General features: G+C 72.0%; 13 protein-coding genes. 5 read left to right on the top strand and 8 right to left on the bottom strand.

Going from position 1 to position 12,533, the window contains the following annotated elements; genetic code table 11:
• Positions 1 to 189: 189 nt before the first annotated feature.
• On the top strand, positions 190 to 1,053 hold the full coding sequence (locus tag ACFYV5_RS12460) for a class I SAM-dependent methyltransferase (RefSeq protein WP_355110266.1): 864 nt from the start codon (positions 190 to 192) through the stop codon (positions 1,051 to 1,053).
• A gap of 48 nt (positions 1,054 to 1,101) precedes the next feature.
• Here ACFYV5_RS12460 and ACFYV5_RS12455 read toward each other — a convergent pair whose 3' ends face one another.
• Entirely contained in the window at positions 1,102 to 2,259 is a 1,158-nt protein-coding gene (locus ACFYV5_RS12455; RefSeq protein WP_389167555.1) for an ROK family transcriptional regulator, read from the bottom strand.
• 120 nt (positions 2,260 to 2,379) lie between these two features.
• Here ACFYV5_RS12455 and ACFYV5_RS12450 point away from each other — a divergent pair, with 120 nt between their 5' ends.
• The gene (locus ACFYV5_RS12450; protein WP_389167552.1) at positions 2,380 to 2,775 is read left to right on the top strand and encodes a hypothetical protein; all 396 of its coding nucleotides are present in this window, start codon (positions 2,380 to 2,382) and stop codon (positions 2,773 to 2,775) included.
• On the opposite strand, the gene mug is transcribed toward ACFYV5_RS12450, so the two are convergent.
• The 7 genes from mug to katG all read right to left on the bottom strand — a co-directional run bounded on the left by mug (position 2,753) and on the right by katG (position 11,212).
• A complete protein-coding gene (gene mug / locus ACFYV5_RS12445) occupies positions 2,753 to 3,331 on the bottom strand; it encodes a G/U mismatch-specific DNA glycosylase (protein ID WP_389167867.1) in 579 nt (192 codons plus the stop codon). The two genes, ACFYV5_RS12450 and mug, sit on opposite strands and share 23 nt — an antisense overlap.
• Positions 3,328 to 4,767 carry an adenylosuccinate lyase gene (gene purB, locus ACFYV5_RS12440; protein ID WP_355110269.1) on the bottom strand — a complete coding sequence of 480 codons (1,440 nt, stop codon included), beginning with the start codon at positions 4,765 to 4,767 and terminating at the stop codon, positions 3,328 to 3,330. The genes mug and purB overlap by 4 nt, the downstream gene beginning before the upstream one ends.
• Positions 4,768 to 4,859: 92 nt before the next feature.
• Positions 4,860 to 5,639, bottom strand: a complete 780-nt coding sequence (locus ACFYV5_RS12435) for an SGNH/GDSL hydrolase family protein (protein ID WP_355110270.1) — start codon at positions 5,637 to 5,639, stop codon at positions 4,860 to 4,862.
• Between the two features lie 90 nt (positions 5,640 to 5,729).
• Entirely contained in the window at positions 5,730 to 6,749 is a 1,020-nt protein-coding gene (locus ACFYV5_RS12430; RefSeq protein ID WP_355110271.1) for a hemolysin family protein, read from the bottom strand.
• Positions 6,746 to 8,086, bottom strand: coding sequence for a hemolysin family protein (locus ACFYV5_RS12425; RefSeq protein WP_389167548.1), 1,341 nt, complete (start codon positions 8,084 to 8,086; stop codon positions 6,746 to 6,748). Before ACFYV5_RS12425 ends, ACFYV5_RS12430 begins: the two co-directional genes overlap by 4 nt.
• 150 nt (positions 8,087 to 8,236) lie before the next feature.
• Positions 8,237 to 8,674, bottom strand: a complete 438-nt coding sequence (locus tag ACFYV5_RS12420; RefSeq protein WP_389167545.1) for a GNAT family N-acetyltransferase — start codon at positions 8,672 to 8,674, stop codon at positions 8,237 to 8,239.
• 309 nt (positions 8,675 to 8,983) lie between these two features.
• Positions 8,984 to 11,212 carry a catalase/peroxidase HPI gene (katG, locus tag ACFYV5_RS12415; RefSeq protein ID WP_389167542.1) on the bottom strand — a complete coding sequence of 743 codons (2,229 nt, stop codon included), beginning with the start codon at positions 11,210 to 11,212 and terminating at the stop codon, positions 8,984 to 8,986.
• Between the two features lie 228 nt (positions 11,213 to 11,440).
• On the opposite strand from katG, the gene ACFYV5_RS12410 reads away from it, so the two are divergent.
• The 3 genes from ACFYV5_RS12410 to ACFYV5_RS12400 all read left to right on the top strand — a co-directional run bounded on the left by ACFYV5_RS12410 (position 11,441) and on the right by ACFYV5_RS12400 (position 12,532).
• The gene (locus tag ACFYV5_RS12410; RefSeq protein WP_355110275.1) at positions 11,441 to 11,863 is read left to right on the top strand and encodes a Fur family transcriptional regulator; all 423 of its coding nucleotides are present in this window, start codon (positions 11,441 to 11,443) and stop codon (positions 11,861 to 11,863) included.
• A 73-nt stretch (positions 11,864 to 11,936) separates the two neighbouring features.
• Positions 11,937 to 12,164, top strand: coding sequence for an antitoxin (locus ACFYV5_RS12405; protein ID WP_355110276.1), 228 nt, complete (start codon positions 11,937 to 11,939; stop codon positions 12,162 to 12,164).
• The gene (locus tag ACFYV5_RS12400; RefSeq protein WP_355110277.1) at positions 12,161 to 12,532 is read left to right on the top strand and encodes a fic family toxin-antitoxin system, toxin component; all 372 of its coding nucleotides are present in this window, start codon (positions 12,161 to 12,163) and stop codon (positions 12,530 to 12,532) included. The genes ACFYV5_RS12405 and ACFYV5_RS12400 overlap by 4 nt, the downstream gene beginning before the upstream one ends.
• The last annotated feature ends 1 nt before the right edge of the window (position 12,533 follow it).

Below are 12,533 nucleotides of genomic sequence, written 5' to 3'. Positions count from 1 at the left end.
CCTCGCTCGAAGGGACGGCGGGTGACGACTCCCCGACCTGACCTCTCACGCTGCGGCGGTCGTGCCGGGCGCACCACGCGGGGCGGGGCACTCGGCTGAACGGTTCTCCCGAACGGGCGAGGGGCGCGTCCCGACGCCCGTGGTTAGCATCCGACAAGGGGGCGGCCCACACACGGCACGGAGGCCTTCATGCAGCACGGACCCGCATCACGTCTGTCGGTGAACCGTTCACGGCTCGGGCACAAGATGCGCTACGCGCTCCGGCATCCGGAGCGCGTCGTGCCCTACCTGCGCCGGGCGGGGCGGGACAGCTGGCTGCGGCTGCGGCACCGGGGCAGCCATGTCGCCTACTACCGGGCCGTGATGGCCTCCGACACGGCCCGCAGCCCCGAGGCGGCGGTCGGCGGCGGACCGTCGTACGACCGCTGGCTGGCCATCGGGCAGATGCAGTACGACTACCTGCTGGGTCACGGGCTGACGCCGCGGGACCGGATGCTGGAGATCGGCTGCGGCAACCTGCGTGCCGGCTGGCGGTTCATCGAGTACCTGGAGCCCGGCCACTACTACGGGATCGACATCTCCCCCGACATCCTCATCGAGGCCAAGAAGACGCTGGTCCGCCACGGGCTGCAGGACAGGCTCCCCCATCTGACCCCCGTCGACGACCTGAAGCTGGACTTCCTTCCGGACGCCTGGTTCACGGTGGTGCACGCCCACAGCGTCTTCTCGCACTCGCCGGTCCATGTCATCGACGAATGCCTGGCGCACGTCGGACGCGTACTGGCGCCCGGCGGCTTCTTCGACTTCACCTTCGACCGCACGGAGGGAGCCGAACACCAGGTGCTGGGGGAGGACTTCTACTACCGTACGGAAACGCTGACGAGGCTGGCCGCGAAGCACGGCCTCGTCGCCCGCTTCATGGACGACTGGGAAGAACTGCCCCACGGCCAGTCGAAACTCCGCGTCTCCCACCCCGCGGCCGGCACGGACCGCGACGACGAGCGGGCGTCCCGTCCGGCTGCGACCGCCGACGTGCCCGCGGTGGAGCCCTGAGCCGCTGGCCCTTGGGCCCCTGCTCGCCCGCCCGTCCAGACCCCCCGCTCAGCGGCGGGCCGTCACCGTGCCCTCCACCGCGAAGAGCTGCTCCTCCACGTGGTCCAGGGCGAGGCGCAGAGCGCCCGTGCCCACCGCCGCCTCGCCCAGCATCGACAGGACCACCCGCGGGGGGCGCAGGCAGAAGCGGGCCAGTTCGTCGCGCAGGGGCTGCAGTACGCCGTCCAGGCCCGCGGCCCAGCCGCCGACCACCACCACCTCCGGGTCGAGCGCGAGGACCAGCGCCGCCACGTCGTGCACCAGACGCTGGGTGAAGCGCTCCACCGCCGCCTCGGCCCGCGCGTCACCCCGCCGGGCCAGTGCGAACACCTCGGCGACCGCCTGTTCGTCCAGCGGGTGCAGCGGCTCGTCCGTCGTCGACAGCAGATGCTCCGGGGTGACCCCCCGACCGAGCAGGTGCAGCGCCCCGATCTCCCCGGCGGCCCCGCCGTAGCCGCGGTGCAGGCGGCCCCCGATCAGGGAACCCGCACCCGGGCTGAGCCCGGCGAGCACGAAGACGATGTCGTCCGAGTCGGTCGCCGCGCCCTTCCAGTGCTCCGCGACCGCCGCCGCGTTCGCGTCGTTCTCCACCAGCACCGGGCACCGGAACGAACGCCGCAGCCGCTCACCGAGCGCCAGGCCCGTCCAGCCGGGCAGCGCCGTGCCGAGCCGGACCGTCCCGTCCGCCTCGACGATCCCCGGCGTACCGACGCCGACTGCCCGCAGATTGGAGCGCGCCACCCCGGCCCGGCGGAGCACATCGGCGACGACCGCGCGGACCCGCTCCAGGCGCTCGTCCTCCGGCGCCGTCTCCGAGACCTCACGGGACCCGGCGCCGATGATCCGCCCGTCCAGGCCCGAGAGCAGCGCGGCGACCCGGTGCGGTCCGATCTCGATGCCCAGCAGATGCCCGGCCTCCGCCCGGAAGCGGAACCTCCGGGCCGGTCGGCCCTGCCTCCTGGCCTCGCCCTCCTCGGGCGCCGCCTCGACGACGAGACCCCCGACGATGAGCCCCTCGACCACGCCCTCGACCGTCGGCCGGGAGAGCCCCGTGATCCGGGTCAGGTCCGTGAGCGTGAGCGCGTCGGCGCCCCGCAGAGCATGGAGTACCACCGCGGAATTGATCCGCCGCAGCAGGGACGGATCCCCGCCGGTCAGCCGCCCCACAGTGTGTCCTTCCAGCTCGTACGCGTGTCTGGCGGATGTTACTCAATGGACGGGAGGGCGGCGAGCGCCCGGCGGCCTGACGGAGCACCAGCTGTCGGTGGGGGCCGCTTTACTGGAGCCATGACGCTCGCACAGCACCTCGACACCGTGGACCTGCTGCGCGCCCGCGCGTTCGCCGCGGACGGTTATCACCTCGCGGAGTTAGCCCTCGCCGACCCCCGCGGGGGTCGGGCGGAGGTGGAACGGGAAGCGCTGGCCCTGCTCCTCGCCGACCGCTGGGGTCCGCCCGACCACATCGGGCTGTTCGGTCTGCTCCATCGCTACGGAGCGGGGGAGGCGATACCCCGCCCCTGGGACCTGCTCTGCACCTCGCTGCCCGACGTCCAGCTCTGGTGGGTGGACGGGCGCTGGATCGTGCTCGGCACGCGGGGGGATGACGGAGCGTCCGAGGAGGACAGGGCGGCCGGGGCAGCCGTACGTCTCCTGGTCTGCGTCACCGAGGTGGATCCGCCGTGACCCTCCGGTCCGGCACGCCCGCCGCCTCCCGCAGCCGCCCGAACTCCTCCGCCATCGCCCCCACCGACCAGTGCGCGTTCAGCCCGCTGGGGTTGGGCAGCACCCAGATCCGGGTGTCCCCGATCGTCCGTTCCTGCGGACCGACGACCGCGCCGCGCTCCCCGAACGCCGTGCGGTACGCCGTGATGCCGACCACCGCCAGCCACCGCGGACGCAGGCGCTCCACCCGCTCGGACAGCAGCCGGCCGCCCTCCCGGAATTCCTCGTCGCTCAACTCGTCGGCCCGCGCGGTCGCCCGCGCCACCACGTTCGTGATGCCCAGGCCGTACGCGAGCAGCTCCTCCTGCTCCGCCGGCTTCAGCAGCCGCGGCGTGAACCCGGACAGCTCGAGCACCGGCCAGAAGCGATTGCCCGGGCGGGCGAAGTGGTGGCCCGTCGCCGCCGACATGAGACCCGGATTGATTCCGCAGAAGAGGACGGAAAGGCCGCCCGCCACCACGTCGGGGATGACGCGGTCGCGAGCGGCCTCGAGCTCCTGCGGCGTGAACCGGGTCAGAGGATCGACCCGGGGGTGTAAGAGGCGGCCTCCGGGCGCTGCTTGACGATCTCCTCGATACGGGAGACCACGGCGGCGACCTGGTCGGCGGCGGCACCGGTGAACGACAGCTTGTCCGCCATCAGCGCGTCGAGCTGCGCGCGGTCCAGCGGGATCCGCTCGTCGGCGGCCAGCTTGTCGAGCAGCTCGTTGCGCTCGGCGCCCTGCTCACGCATGGCGAGGGCCGAGGCGACGGCGTTCTCCTTGATGGCCTCGTGGGCGAGCTCGCGGCCGACCCCGGCGCGGACGGCGCCCATCAGGACCTTGGTCGTGGCCAGGAAGGGGAGGTAGCGGTCCAGCTCGCGGGCGACGACGGCGGGGAACGCGCCGAACTCGTCGAGCACGGTCAGGAAGGTCTCCAGGAGACCGTCGAGGGCGAAGAACGCGTCCGGCAGCGCGACCCGGCGGACCACCGAGCAGGAGACGTCGCCCTCGTTCCACTGGTCGCCGGCCAGCTCGCCCGTCATCGACGCGTAGCCGCGCAGGATGACCATGAGGCCGTTGACGCGCTCGCAGGAGCGGGTGTTCATCTTGTGCGGCATCGCGGAGGAGCCGACCTGGCCGGGCTTGAAGCCCTCGGTCACCAGCTCGTGGCCGGCCATCAGACGGATCGTCTTGGCGACCGACGAGGGCGCGGCGGCCAGCTGCACGAGCGAGGTGACCACGTCGTAGTCGAGCGAGCGCGGGTAGACCTGGCCGACCGAGGTGAAGGCGTGCGCGAAGCCGAGGTGCCCGGCGATGCGCTGCTCGAGCTCCGCCAGCTTGGCCGCGTCGCCGCCGAGCAGGTCGAGCATGTCCTGCGCGGTGCCGACCGGGCCCTTGATGCCGCGCAGCGGGTAGCGGGCGATCAGCTCCTCCAGGCGGCCGTAGGCGACGAGCAACTCGTCGGCGGCCGTGGCGAAACGCTTGCCGAGGGTCGTGGCCTGGGCGGCGACGTTGTGGGAGCGGCCGGCCATGACGAGCTCGGCGTACTCGCCGGACAGCTTGCCGAGGCGGGCGAGGACGGCGACCGTGCGGTCGCGCATCAGCTCCAGCGAGAGCCGGATCTGCAGCTGCTCGACGTTCTCGGTGAGGTCACGGGAGGTCATGCCCTTGTGGACGTGCTCGTGACCGGCGAGCGCGTTGAACTCCTCGATCCGGGCCTTCACGTCGTGGCGGGTGACCTTCTCGCGCTCGGCGATGGAGGCGAGGTCGACCTGGTCGAGCACGCGCTCGTAGTCGGCGAGGGCCGCGTCCGGAACCTCGATCCCGAGGTCCTTCTGGGCACGCAGCACGGCGAGCCACAGCCGGCGCTCCAGCTTCACCTTCTGCTCGGGGGACCAGAGGACGGCGAGCTCCGCGGAGGCGTAGCGGCCGGCCAGGACATTGGGGATACGGGGCTTCGCAGCAGCAGTCACGTGACCAGATTCTACTGGCGGTTTCTGCAGGCCAGCGCCACGGCCCGGTTCGTCTCTTGCTACGAGACGCCCGTCACGCGCGCGGGGCGGGGCTACACCGTCGGGGGCTCCCACGGCAGCAGCTCCGGCCGCTTGGCCGGGCGCCCGTCCCCCGAGGAGCGGCCGGTCAGCCGCCGTCCGATCCACGGACCGAGGTGCTCCCTGGCGAAGCGCGCGTCGCTCAGACGGCGGGCCGCCCAGCCCGGCCGGACCGCCGGCGGCAGCGGCGTCCGCCAGTCGTGCTCGGGATCCAGGCCCAGAGCCTGCCACACGGCCTCGGCCACCCGCCGGTGCCCCTCGTCGGTCAGATGGAGCCGGTCGACGTCCCACATTCGCTGGTCGCCGAGCGCCGGTGCTCCGTACAGGTCGACCACCAGGGCGCCGTGCCGGGCGGCGAGCGCGTCGACGTGGGCGAACAGCTCCTCCATGCGGGGCCGGAAGCGCTCCATCACCGGGCCGTTGCGGCCCGGGCTGCGCATCAGGACCAGCCGGCCGCAGGACGGCGCCAGTTTCTCGACCGCCTCGGTGAGCAGGGCCCGTACCCGGCCCATGTCGACCTTCGGCCGCAGCGTGTCGTTCAGGCCGCCGACCAACGTCACGACATCGGCCTTCATGGCAGCGGCCCGGTCCACCTGCTCCTCGACGATCTGGCCGATGAGCTTGCCCCGTACGGCGAGGTTCGCGTACCGGAAGTCGGGGCTGCGGGCGGCCAGCCGGGCGGCGAGGAGGTCCGCCCATCCCCGGTAGGTGCCGTCGGGCAGTCGGTCCGACATGCCTTCGGTGAAGCTGTCCCCGACGGTGACAAGACTGGTGTAGGTGGCATTCATCTGCATGGCGGAGCGATCATACCGTTCGGTATGCCGGTGGGGATCCGCCGGGGCCCCGGGCGCACAGCGCGCTCCCGGGGCCCGGACCCACCACCGTCAGGAGGCCGCCGGCCGCCCGACGAGTTCCCGCAGGACGTCCTCCATCGTGACCATGCCGGCCAGCTTGCCGTCCTCGTCCAGCACGGCCGCCAGGTGCGTACGGCTGCGGCGCATCGCCGTCAGCACGTCGTCCATCGGCGTGGCCGCCCGGACCCGGGCGATCGGCCGCATCGCCGCGACCGGGAAGGGGAGATCGCGCGGCGTCGCGTCCAGGGCGTCCTTGACATGCATGTAGCCCAGGATCCGGCGGCTCGCGTCGACCACCGGGAAGCGGGAGAAGCCGGACTCGGCGGCCAGCGCCTCCAGCTCCTCCGGCGTCGTCCCGACCGCCGCGTACACGACCTTCTCCACCGGCATGACCACGTCCCGCACCGGACGGCGGCCCAGTTCGAGGGCGTCGTGCAGGCGCTCGGCCGCCCGGTCGTCGAGCAGACCGGCGACGCCCGCGTCGGTCACCATCCTGGCCAGCTCGTCGTCCGAGAACGTCGCCGAGACCTCGCCCCTCACCTCCACGCGCAGCAGCTTCAGCAGCGCGTTGGCGAAGGCGTTGATCGCGAAGATCACCGGGCGCAGGGCCCGGGCGATCGCCACCAGCGGCGGGCCGAGGAGCAGCGCGGAGCGCGTCGGCTCGGCCAGCGCGATGTTCTTCGGGACCATCTCGCCGAGCAGCATGTGCAGATAGGTCGCCAGGGCCAGCGCGATCACGAACGAGATCGGGTGCACCAGGCCGTGCGGCACGCCGACGGCGTCGAAGACCGGCTCGAGCAGATGCGCGATGGCCGGCTCGGCGACGATGCCGAGCACCAGGGTGCACAGCGTGATGCCGAGCTGCGCCGCGGCGAGCAGCGCCGAGACGTGCTCGAGACCCCACATGACGCTGCGCGCCCGCCGGTCGCCCTGCTCGGCGGCCGGTTCGATCTGACTGCGGCGTACGGAGATCAGGGCGAACTCCGCGCCGACGAAGAAGGCGTTCACGACCAGGGTCAGAAAGCCGATCAACAACTGGATCGCGATCATCGGCCCGTCTCCTCGGTCGTGCGGGACCCCTCGGCCGGCGGCGCGTGCATCAGCACCCGCGCTGCCCTGCGCCCGGAGGCGTCCACCACGTCGAGCTCCCAGCCGGCCAGCTCCACGCTGTCGCCGACGGCGGGGATCCGCCCCAGCACCGTGGCGAGGACACCCGCCAGCGTCTCGTACGGTCCGTCCGGCACCCGAAGGCCGATGGCCTCCAGCTGATCCGTGCGCGCGGCGCCGTCGGCGGACCAGAGGTCACGTCCGTCCGCGTCCGCGCCCGCCCGTGCCAGGTCCGGCGTCTCGTGCGGATCGTGCTCGTCGCGCACCTCGCCGACGACCTCCTCGACGATGTCCTCCAAGGTCGCGACGCCGGCCGTACCGCCGTACTCGTCGATGACGACCGCCATCGTCTGCTTGCCCGACAGCCGGTCGAGCAGCCGGTCCACGGTCAGGGTCTCGGGCACCAGCAGCGGCTCGCGCAGCATGTCCCCGATGCGCCGACGGGGCCGCTCGTCGGCCGGTATCGCCAGCACGTCCTTGATGTGGGCGATCCCGACCACCGAGTCGAGGCTGCCCCGGTAGACGGGGAAGCGGGACAGGCCGGTCGCGCGGGTCGCGTTGGCGACGTCCTCGGCGGTGGCCTGCACCTCCAGGGCGGTGACCTGGACGCGCGGGGTCATCACGTTCTCCGCTGTCAGCTCGGCCAGGTTCAGCGTCCGGACGAACAGCTCCGCGGTGTCCGCCGCCAGGGCGCCCTGCTTCGCGGAGTGGCGGGCCAGCGCCACCAGCTCCTGGGGGGAGCGGGCGGAGGCCAGCTCCTCGGTCGGCTCCATGCCGAGCCGGCGCAGGATCCGGTTCGCGGTGTTGTTGAGATGGCTGATCAGCGGCTTGAACGCGGCGGTGAAGATCCGCTGCGGCGTGGCGACCCGCTTGGCGATGGCCAGTGGCGAGGAGATCGCCCAGTTCTTGGGGACCAGCTCGCCGACGACCATCAGGACGACGGTCGACAGGGCGGTGCCGATGACGAGGGCGATCGAGGAGGCGACCGTGGGGGAGAGGCCGAGGTCCTCGACCGGGCCACGGATCAGCTTGGCGATCGAGGGCTCGGAGAGCATGCCGACGATCAGGTTGGTGACCGTGATGCCGAGCTGCGCGCCGGAGAGCTGGAAGGTGAGTGACTTGACGGCCTTGAGCGCGCTCGCCGCGCCCCGCTCACCCCGCTCCACGGCCTGTTCGAGCTCGGACCGCTCGACGGTCGTGAGCGAGAACTCTGCCGCGACGAAGGCGCCGCACGCGAGCGAGAGCAGCAGCGCCACCAGGAGCAGAAGCACTTCGGTCATCGGTTCACCTCCGTCCCATGATCAGTCACGGGGAGAGGGATCGCTCGCTTGGTACTGGGAGGCTCGCCCATGGGCGGACGCTCACACCTTTCGGTCGTGCGGGATGGAAACAAACACTCATGGTAAAGGATGGGCAAAGCGGTGCCGTGATCAGCCTCGCGGGGCCGCCGTCAGCGGCTTCACCCAGCGGGTCCAGTGCCGTTGGGGGCCGTACTCCGCCGCGCGCCAGGCGTGCTGCCCGAGTTCGTTGCGGTCCAGCACCATGGCGTCCACCCGCCGTCCGCCGAGTCGTACGAACCGCTCCTCGGCCGCCGCGAGCAGCGCGCCGCCCACGCCCCGCCGGCGGTGGTCGGGGTGGACGGCGAGCCGGTAGAGGTGACAGCGCCAGCCGTCGAACCCGGCGATCACCGTGCCGACGAGCTCGTCGCCACGCTCCGCGAGGATCAGGGCCTCGGGGTCGCGTGCGACGAGCCGCTCGATCCCGTCACGGTCGTCGCTGATGCTGGTGCCCTCGGCGGCCACCTTCCAGAAGGCGAGGACGGAGTCGAGGTCGGCCGGCTCGGCGGCCCGGATGCGCAGTTCGGTCATGGCCCGATCCCATCACCGGCTCCGGCCGACCGTCGACCGCGTTCCGCCATCCGGTCAGCCCGGCGCGCCACCGACCCGGCGCACGGCCGGCCCGGCGCACGAGGAGCGCGGCATACGTGCGACTCGGCGCACGGCCGACCTGAGCGGCCGGCCCGTGTACGGCCGACCCCTGAGCGACCAGCCACCCCGTGAGCGACCGGCCCGGCGCGCGCAGACCTCCGCGCGCGCCGGCCTCTCACGCGCAGGCGCCCGGGCCGACCCACCTGGGTCGGTCCGGGCGCCGCGATCAGCCCTCGCGGGCCGTGATCGTCAGGAACGCTCGAGGTCGAAGCGGTCCAGCTCCATGACCTTGTGCCACGCCGCGACGAAGTCCGTCACGAACTTCGCCTGCGCGTCGTCGCTCGCGTACACCTCGGCGAGCGCGCGCAGCTCGGAGTTCGAGCCGAAGACCAGGTCGGCGCGGGTGCCCGTCCACCGCACCTCGCCGGTGGCCGCGTCGCGGCCCTCGAACTCGTCCTGCGCCGAGGACGTCGCCTTCCACTCCGTGCCCAGGTCGAGCAGGTTCACGAAGAAGTCGTTCGACAGCGTGCCGGGCTTGTCCGTGAGGACGCCGTGCTTCGACTGGGCGTGGTTGGCGCCGAGGACGCGCAGACCACCGACGAGGACGGTCATCTCGGGCGCGCTGAGGGTCAGCAGGTTCGCCTTGTCGAGCAGCAGGTACTCGGCCGGCAGACGGTTGCCCTTGCCGACGTAGTTGCGGAAGCCGTCGGAGGACGGCTCGAGCGCGGCGAACGACTCGACGTCCGTCTGCTCCTGCGTGGCGTCGACACGGCCGGGCGTGAACGGCACCTCGACGTCGTGGCCGCCGTCCTTGGCCGCCCGCTCGACGGCCGCGGAGCCGGCGAGGACGACCAGGTCGGCCAGCGAGACCTTCTTGTCGCCCGCGGCGTTGAAGGACTCCTGGATGCCTTCGAGGGTACGCAGCACCTGCGCCAGCTCGTCCGGGTTGTTGACCTCCCAGTTGCGCTGCGGCTCCAGGCGGATGCGGCCGCCGTTGGCGCCGCCGCGCTTGTCGCTGCCGCGGAAGGAGGAGGCCGCGGCCCAGGCGGCGGAGACGAGCTGCGTCACCGTGAGGCCCGAGGCGAGGATCCGCTCCTTGAGGGAGGCGATGTCCGCGGCGTCGATCAGCTCGCCCTCGCGCGCCGGCAGCGGGTCCTGCCACACCAGCGTCTCGGACGGGACCTCCGGACCGAGGTAACGCACGACCGGGCCCATGTCGCGGTGCGTCAGCTTGAACCAGGCGCGGGCGAAGGCGTCCGCGAACTGCTCCGGGTTCTCGTAGAAGCGGCGCGAGATCTGCTCGTAGACCGGGTCGAAGCGCAGCGACAGGTCGGTGGTGAGCATCATCGGGCGGTGCTTCTTCGACGGGTCGTGGGCGTCGGGGATGATCGCCTCGGCGTCCTTCGCCACCCACTGGTGAGCGCCGGCCGGGCTCTTCGTGAGCTCGTACTCGTACTCGAAGAGGTGCTTGAAGAAGTCGTGGCCCCACTGGGCGGGGGTCGTGGTCCAGGTGACCTCGAGGCCACTGGTGATCGCGTCGGCGCCCTTGCCGGTGCCGTACGTGTTCGCCCAGCCCAGGCCCTGCGCCTCGATCGGCGCGGCCTCGGGGTCGGCGCCGACGTTGTCCGCCGGGCCGGCGCCGTGGGTCTTGCCGAAGGTGTGGCCACCGGCGATGAGGGCGACCGTCTCCTCGTCGTTCATCGCCATGCGGCGGAACGTCTCGCGGATGTCGCGGGCCGCGGCGAGCGGGTCCGGGTTGCCGTTGGGGCCCTCGGGGTTGACGTAGATGAGGCCCATCTGGACCGCGCCGAGAGGGTTCTCCAGCTCGCGGTCGCCGGTGTAGCGCTCGTCGCCGAGCCAGGTGGTCTCGGGGCCCCAGTACACGTCCTCGTCGGGCTCCCACACGTCGGCGCGGCCGCCGGCGAAGCCGAAGGTCTTGAAGCCCATCGTCTCCAGGGCGACGTTGCCGGTGAGGATCATGAGGTCGGCCCAGGAGATGGACTGGCCGTACTTCTTCTTGACCGGCCACAGCAGGCGGCGGGCCTTGTCCAGGTTGCCGTTGTCCGGCCAGCTGTTGAGCGGCGCGAAGCGCTGCTGACCGGCACCGGCGCCACCGCGGCCGTCGCTGATGCGGTACGTACCGGCGCTGTGCCAGGCCATGCGGACCATGAGCGGGCCGTAGTGGCCGAAGTCGGCCGGCCACCAGTCCTGCGAGGTGGTGAGCACCTCGGCGATGTCCCGCTTCACGGCCGCGAGGTCGAGCGCGTTGAACGCCTCGGCGTAGTCGAACTCCTCGCCGAGCGGGTTGGCCACGGCGGGGTTCTTGGCAAGGATCTTCAGATTGAGCCGCTCCGGCCACCACTGGCGGTTTCCGCCGCCCTGGGTCGGGTGCGCGGCGCGCGCGGTGTGCGCGACCGGGCAGCCGCCCGTTCCCTCCGCTTTCGCGTCGGTGACGATCGCATCATGGTTCTCGGACATGGAAATCCTTCCGGACGGGGCGGATCGGAGCTTGCCTCGGGAAGCCCGGTGGGCGGGAGCGCCACCCGTGCCGGAGTCATGTTGTCCCTTGGCTATTGCCGGAAGCGATCCTACGATGGACAGAGTCCAAGTCAAGAAGTGCGCCAATCCCGTACCCGTCGGATACCGTGCGTCCACCCGTGGAGGTCGCGTGTCCCGTCGAAGCCGAAGCCGAATGGGTGAGCCGATATGAGTGACCTGCTGGAGCGACTGCGAGGGCGTGGCTGGCGTATGACCTCCCAGCGGCGGGTCGTCGCGGAGGTCCTCGACGGCGACCACGTGCACCTCACGGCCGACGAGGTGCACGTCCGCGCGGTGCAGCGGCTGCCCGAGATCTCCCGGGCGACCGTCTACAACACCCTGGGCGAGCTGGTCTCGCTCGGTGAGGTCGTTGAGGTCTCCACCGAAGGCCGCGCGAAGCGCTACGACCCGAACGCGCACCACCCCCACCAGCACCTCGTCTGCGCCGGGTGCGGCACGATCCGTGACGTCCACCCGACCGGCGACCCGCTGGCCGACCTCCCCGAGGAGGAGCGCTTCGGCTTCGCGGTGTCGGAGGTCGAGGTCCTCTACCGCGGCCTGTGCCCCTCCTGCTCCACCGCCCGCCCCTAGGCCGCGTCCGTGGTTCCGCGTCGGCGTTCGGCTCCCCTTGCCGGTGCTAGCGCGCCGGCGCTAGCGTGGTCGTGTGGCGAAGACTCAGTTGAACGTACGTGTGGACGAGACCACCGCCGACACCGCGCGCCGGCGGGCGCAACAGCGCGGAGTGAGCGTCAACCGCTACATCGAGGAACTCGTCCAGCAGGACGCGGGGGAATCGGGGCGTGCCTTCGTCGAGGCGGCCGCGGACTTCATGAAGGAGTACGAAGCCGTGTTCGCCGAGGAGTTCGGCACGGAGCGTGGCCGCACCGCATGAGCCTCACGGTCGACATCGCCTGGCTGCTCATGGTCGCCGAACACCGCATGCCCGGCGACCCCCAGGTCACCGACTGGGGCGCGCTCGTCGCCGCGGTCGGCAGGCACGACGCCGAGATCTTCGGCGTGCCCGTCTACAGCGACCCGCACGCCCGCGCGGCCGCCCTGCTCCAACTCCTGCTGCACGTCCCGGCGCTGGAACACTCCAACGCGATGTTCGCCTCCGCCGTCGCCTACGGCTATCTCGTCGCCAGCGGTGTGAAGGTCGTCACCTCGCCCGAACAGGTCCGCGACCTCGCCCGCCTGGTCAAGGAGGGCGAGGCGGACGTCCGGGACATCGCCGCCGAGCTGCGTCAGTGGAGCCGCTGAG

The organism is Streptomyces sp. NPDC003035 (assembly GCF_042888285.1).
Lineage (GTDB): Bacteria > Actinomycetota > Actinomycetes > Streptomycetales > Streptomycetaceae > Streptomyces.
The sequence above is the reverse complement of the archived record's forward strand: the minus strand, read 5'-3'. Positions and strand labels throughout refer to the sequence as shown.

What these genes read in the sequence shown, in the direction of transcription:
- ACFYV5_RS12420 (WP_389167545.1), bottom strand. Translation starts at nt 8,674, where the DNA reads ATGACCGAACTGCGCATCCGGGCCGCCGAGCCGGCCGACCTCGACTCC.
- ACFYV5_RS12460 (WP_355110266.1), top strand. Translation starts at nt 190, where the DNA reads ATGCAGCACGGACCCGCATCACGTCTGTCGGTGAACCGTTCACGGCTC.
- ACFYV5_RS12410 (WP_355110275.1), top strand. Translation starts at nt 11,441, where the DNA reads ATGAGTGACCTGCTGGAGCGACTGCGAGGGCGTGGCTGGCGTATGACC.
- ACFYV5_RS12400 (WP_355110277.1), top strand. Translation starts at nt 12,161, where the DNA reads ATGAGCCTCACGGTCGACATCGCCTGGCTGCTCATGGTCGCCGAACAC.
- ACFYV5_RS12430 (WP_355110271.1), bottom strand. Translation starts at nt 6,749, where the DNA reads ATGATCGCGATCCAGTTGTTGATCGGCTTTCTGACCCTGGTCGTGAAC.
- ACFYV5_RS12425 (WP_389167548.1), bottom strand. Translation starts at nt 8,086, where the DNA reads ATGACCGAAGTGCTTCTGCTCCTGGTGGCGCTGCTGCTCTCGCTCGCG.
- katG (WP_389167542.1), bottom strand. Translation starts at nt 11,212, where the DNA reads ATGTCCGAGAACCATGATGCGATCGTCACCGACGCGAAAGCGGAGGGA.
- ACFYV5_RS12435 (WP_355110270.1), bottom strand. Translation starts at nt 5,639, where the DNA reads ATGCAGATGAATGCCACCTACACCAGTCTTGTCACCGTCGGGGACAGC.
- ACFYV5_RS12450 (WP_389167552.1), top strand. Translation starts at nt 2,380, where the DNA reads ATGACGCTCGCACAGCACCTCGACACCGTGGACCTGCTGCGCGCCCGC.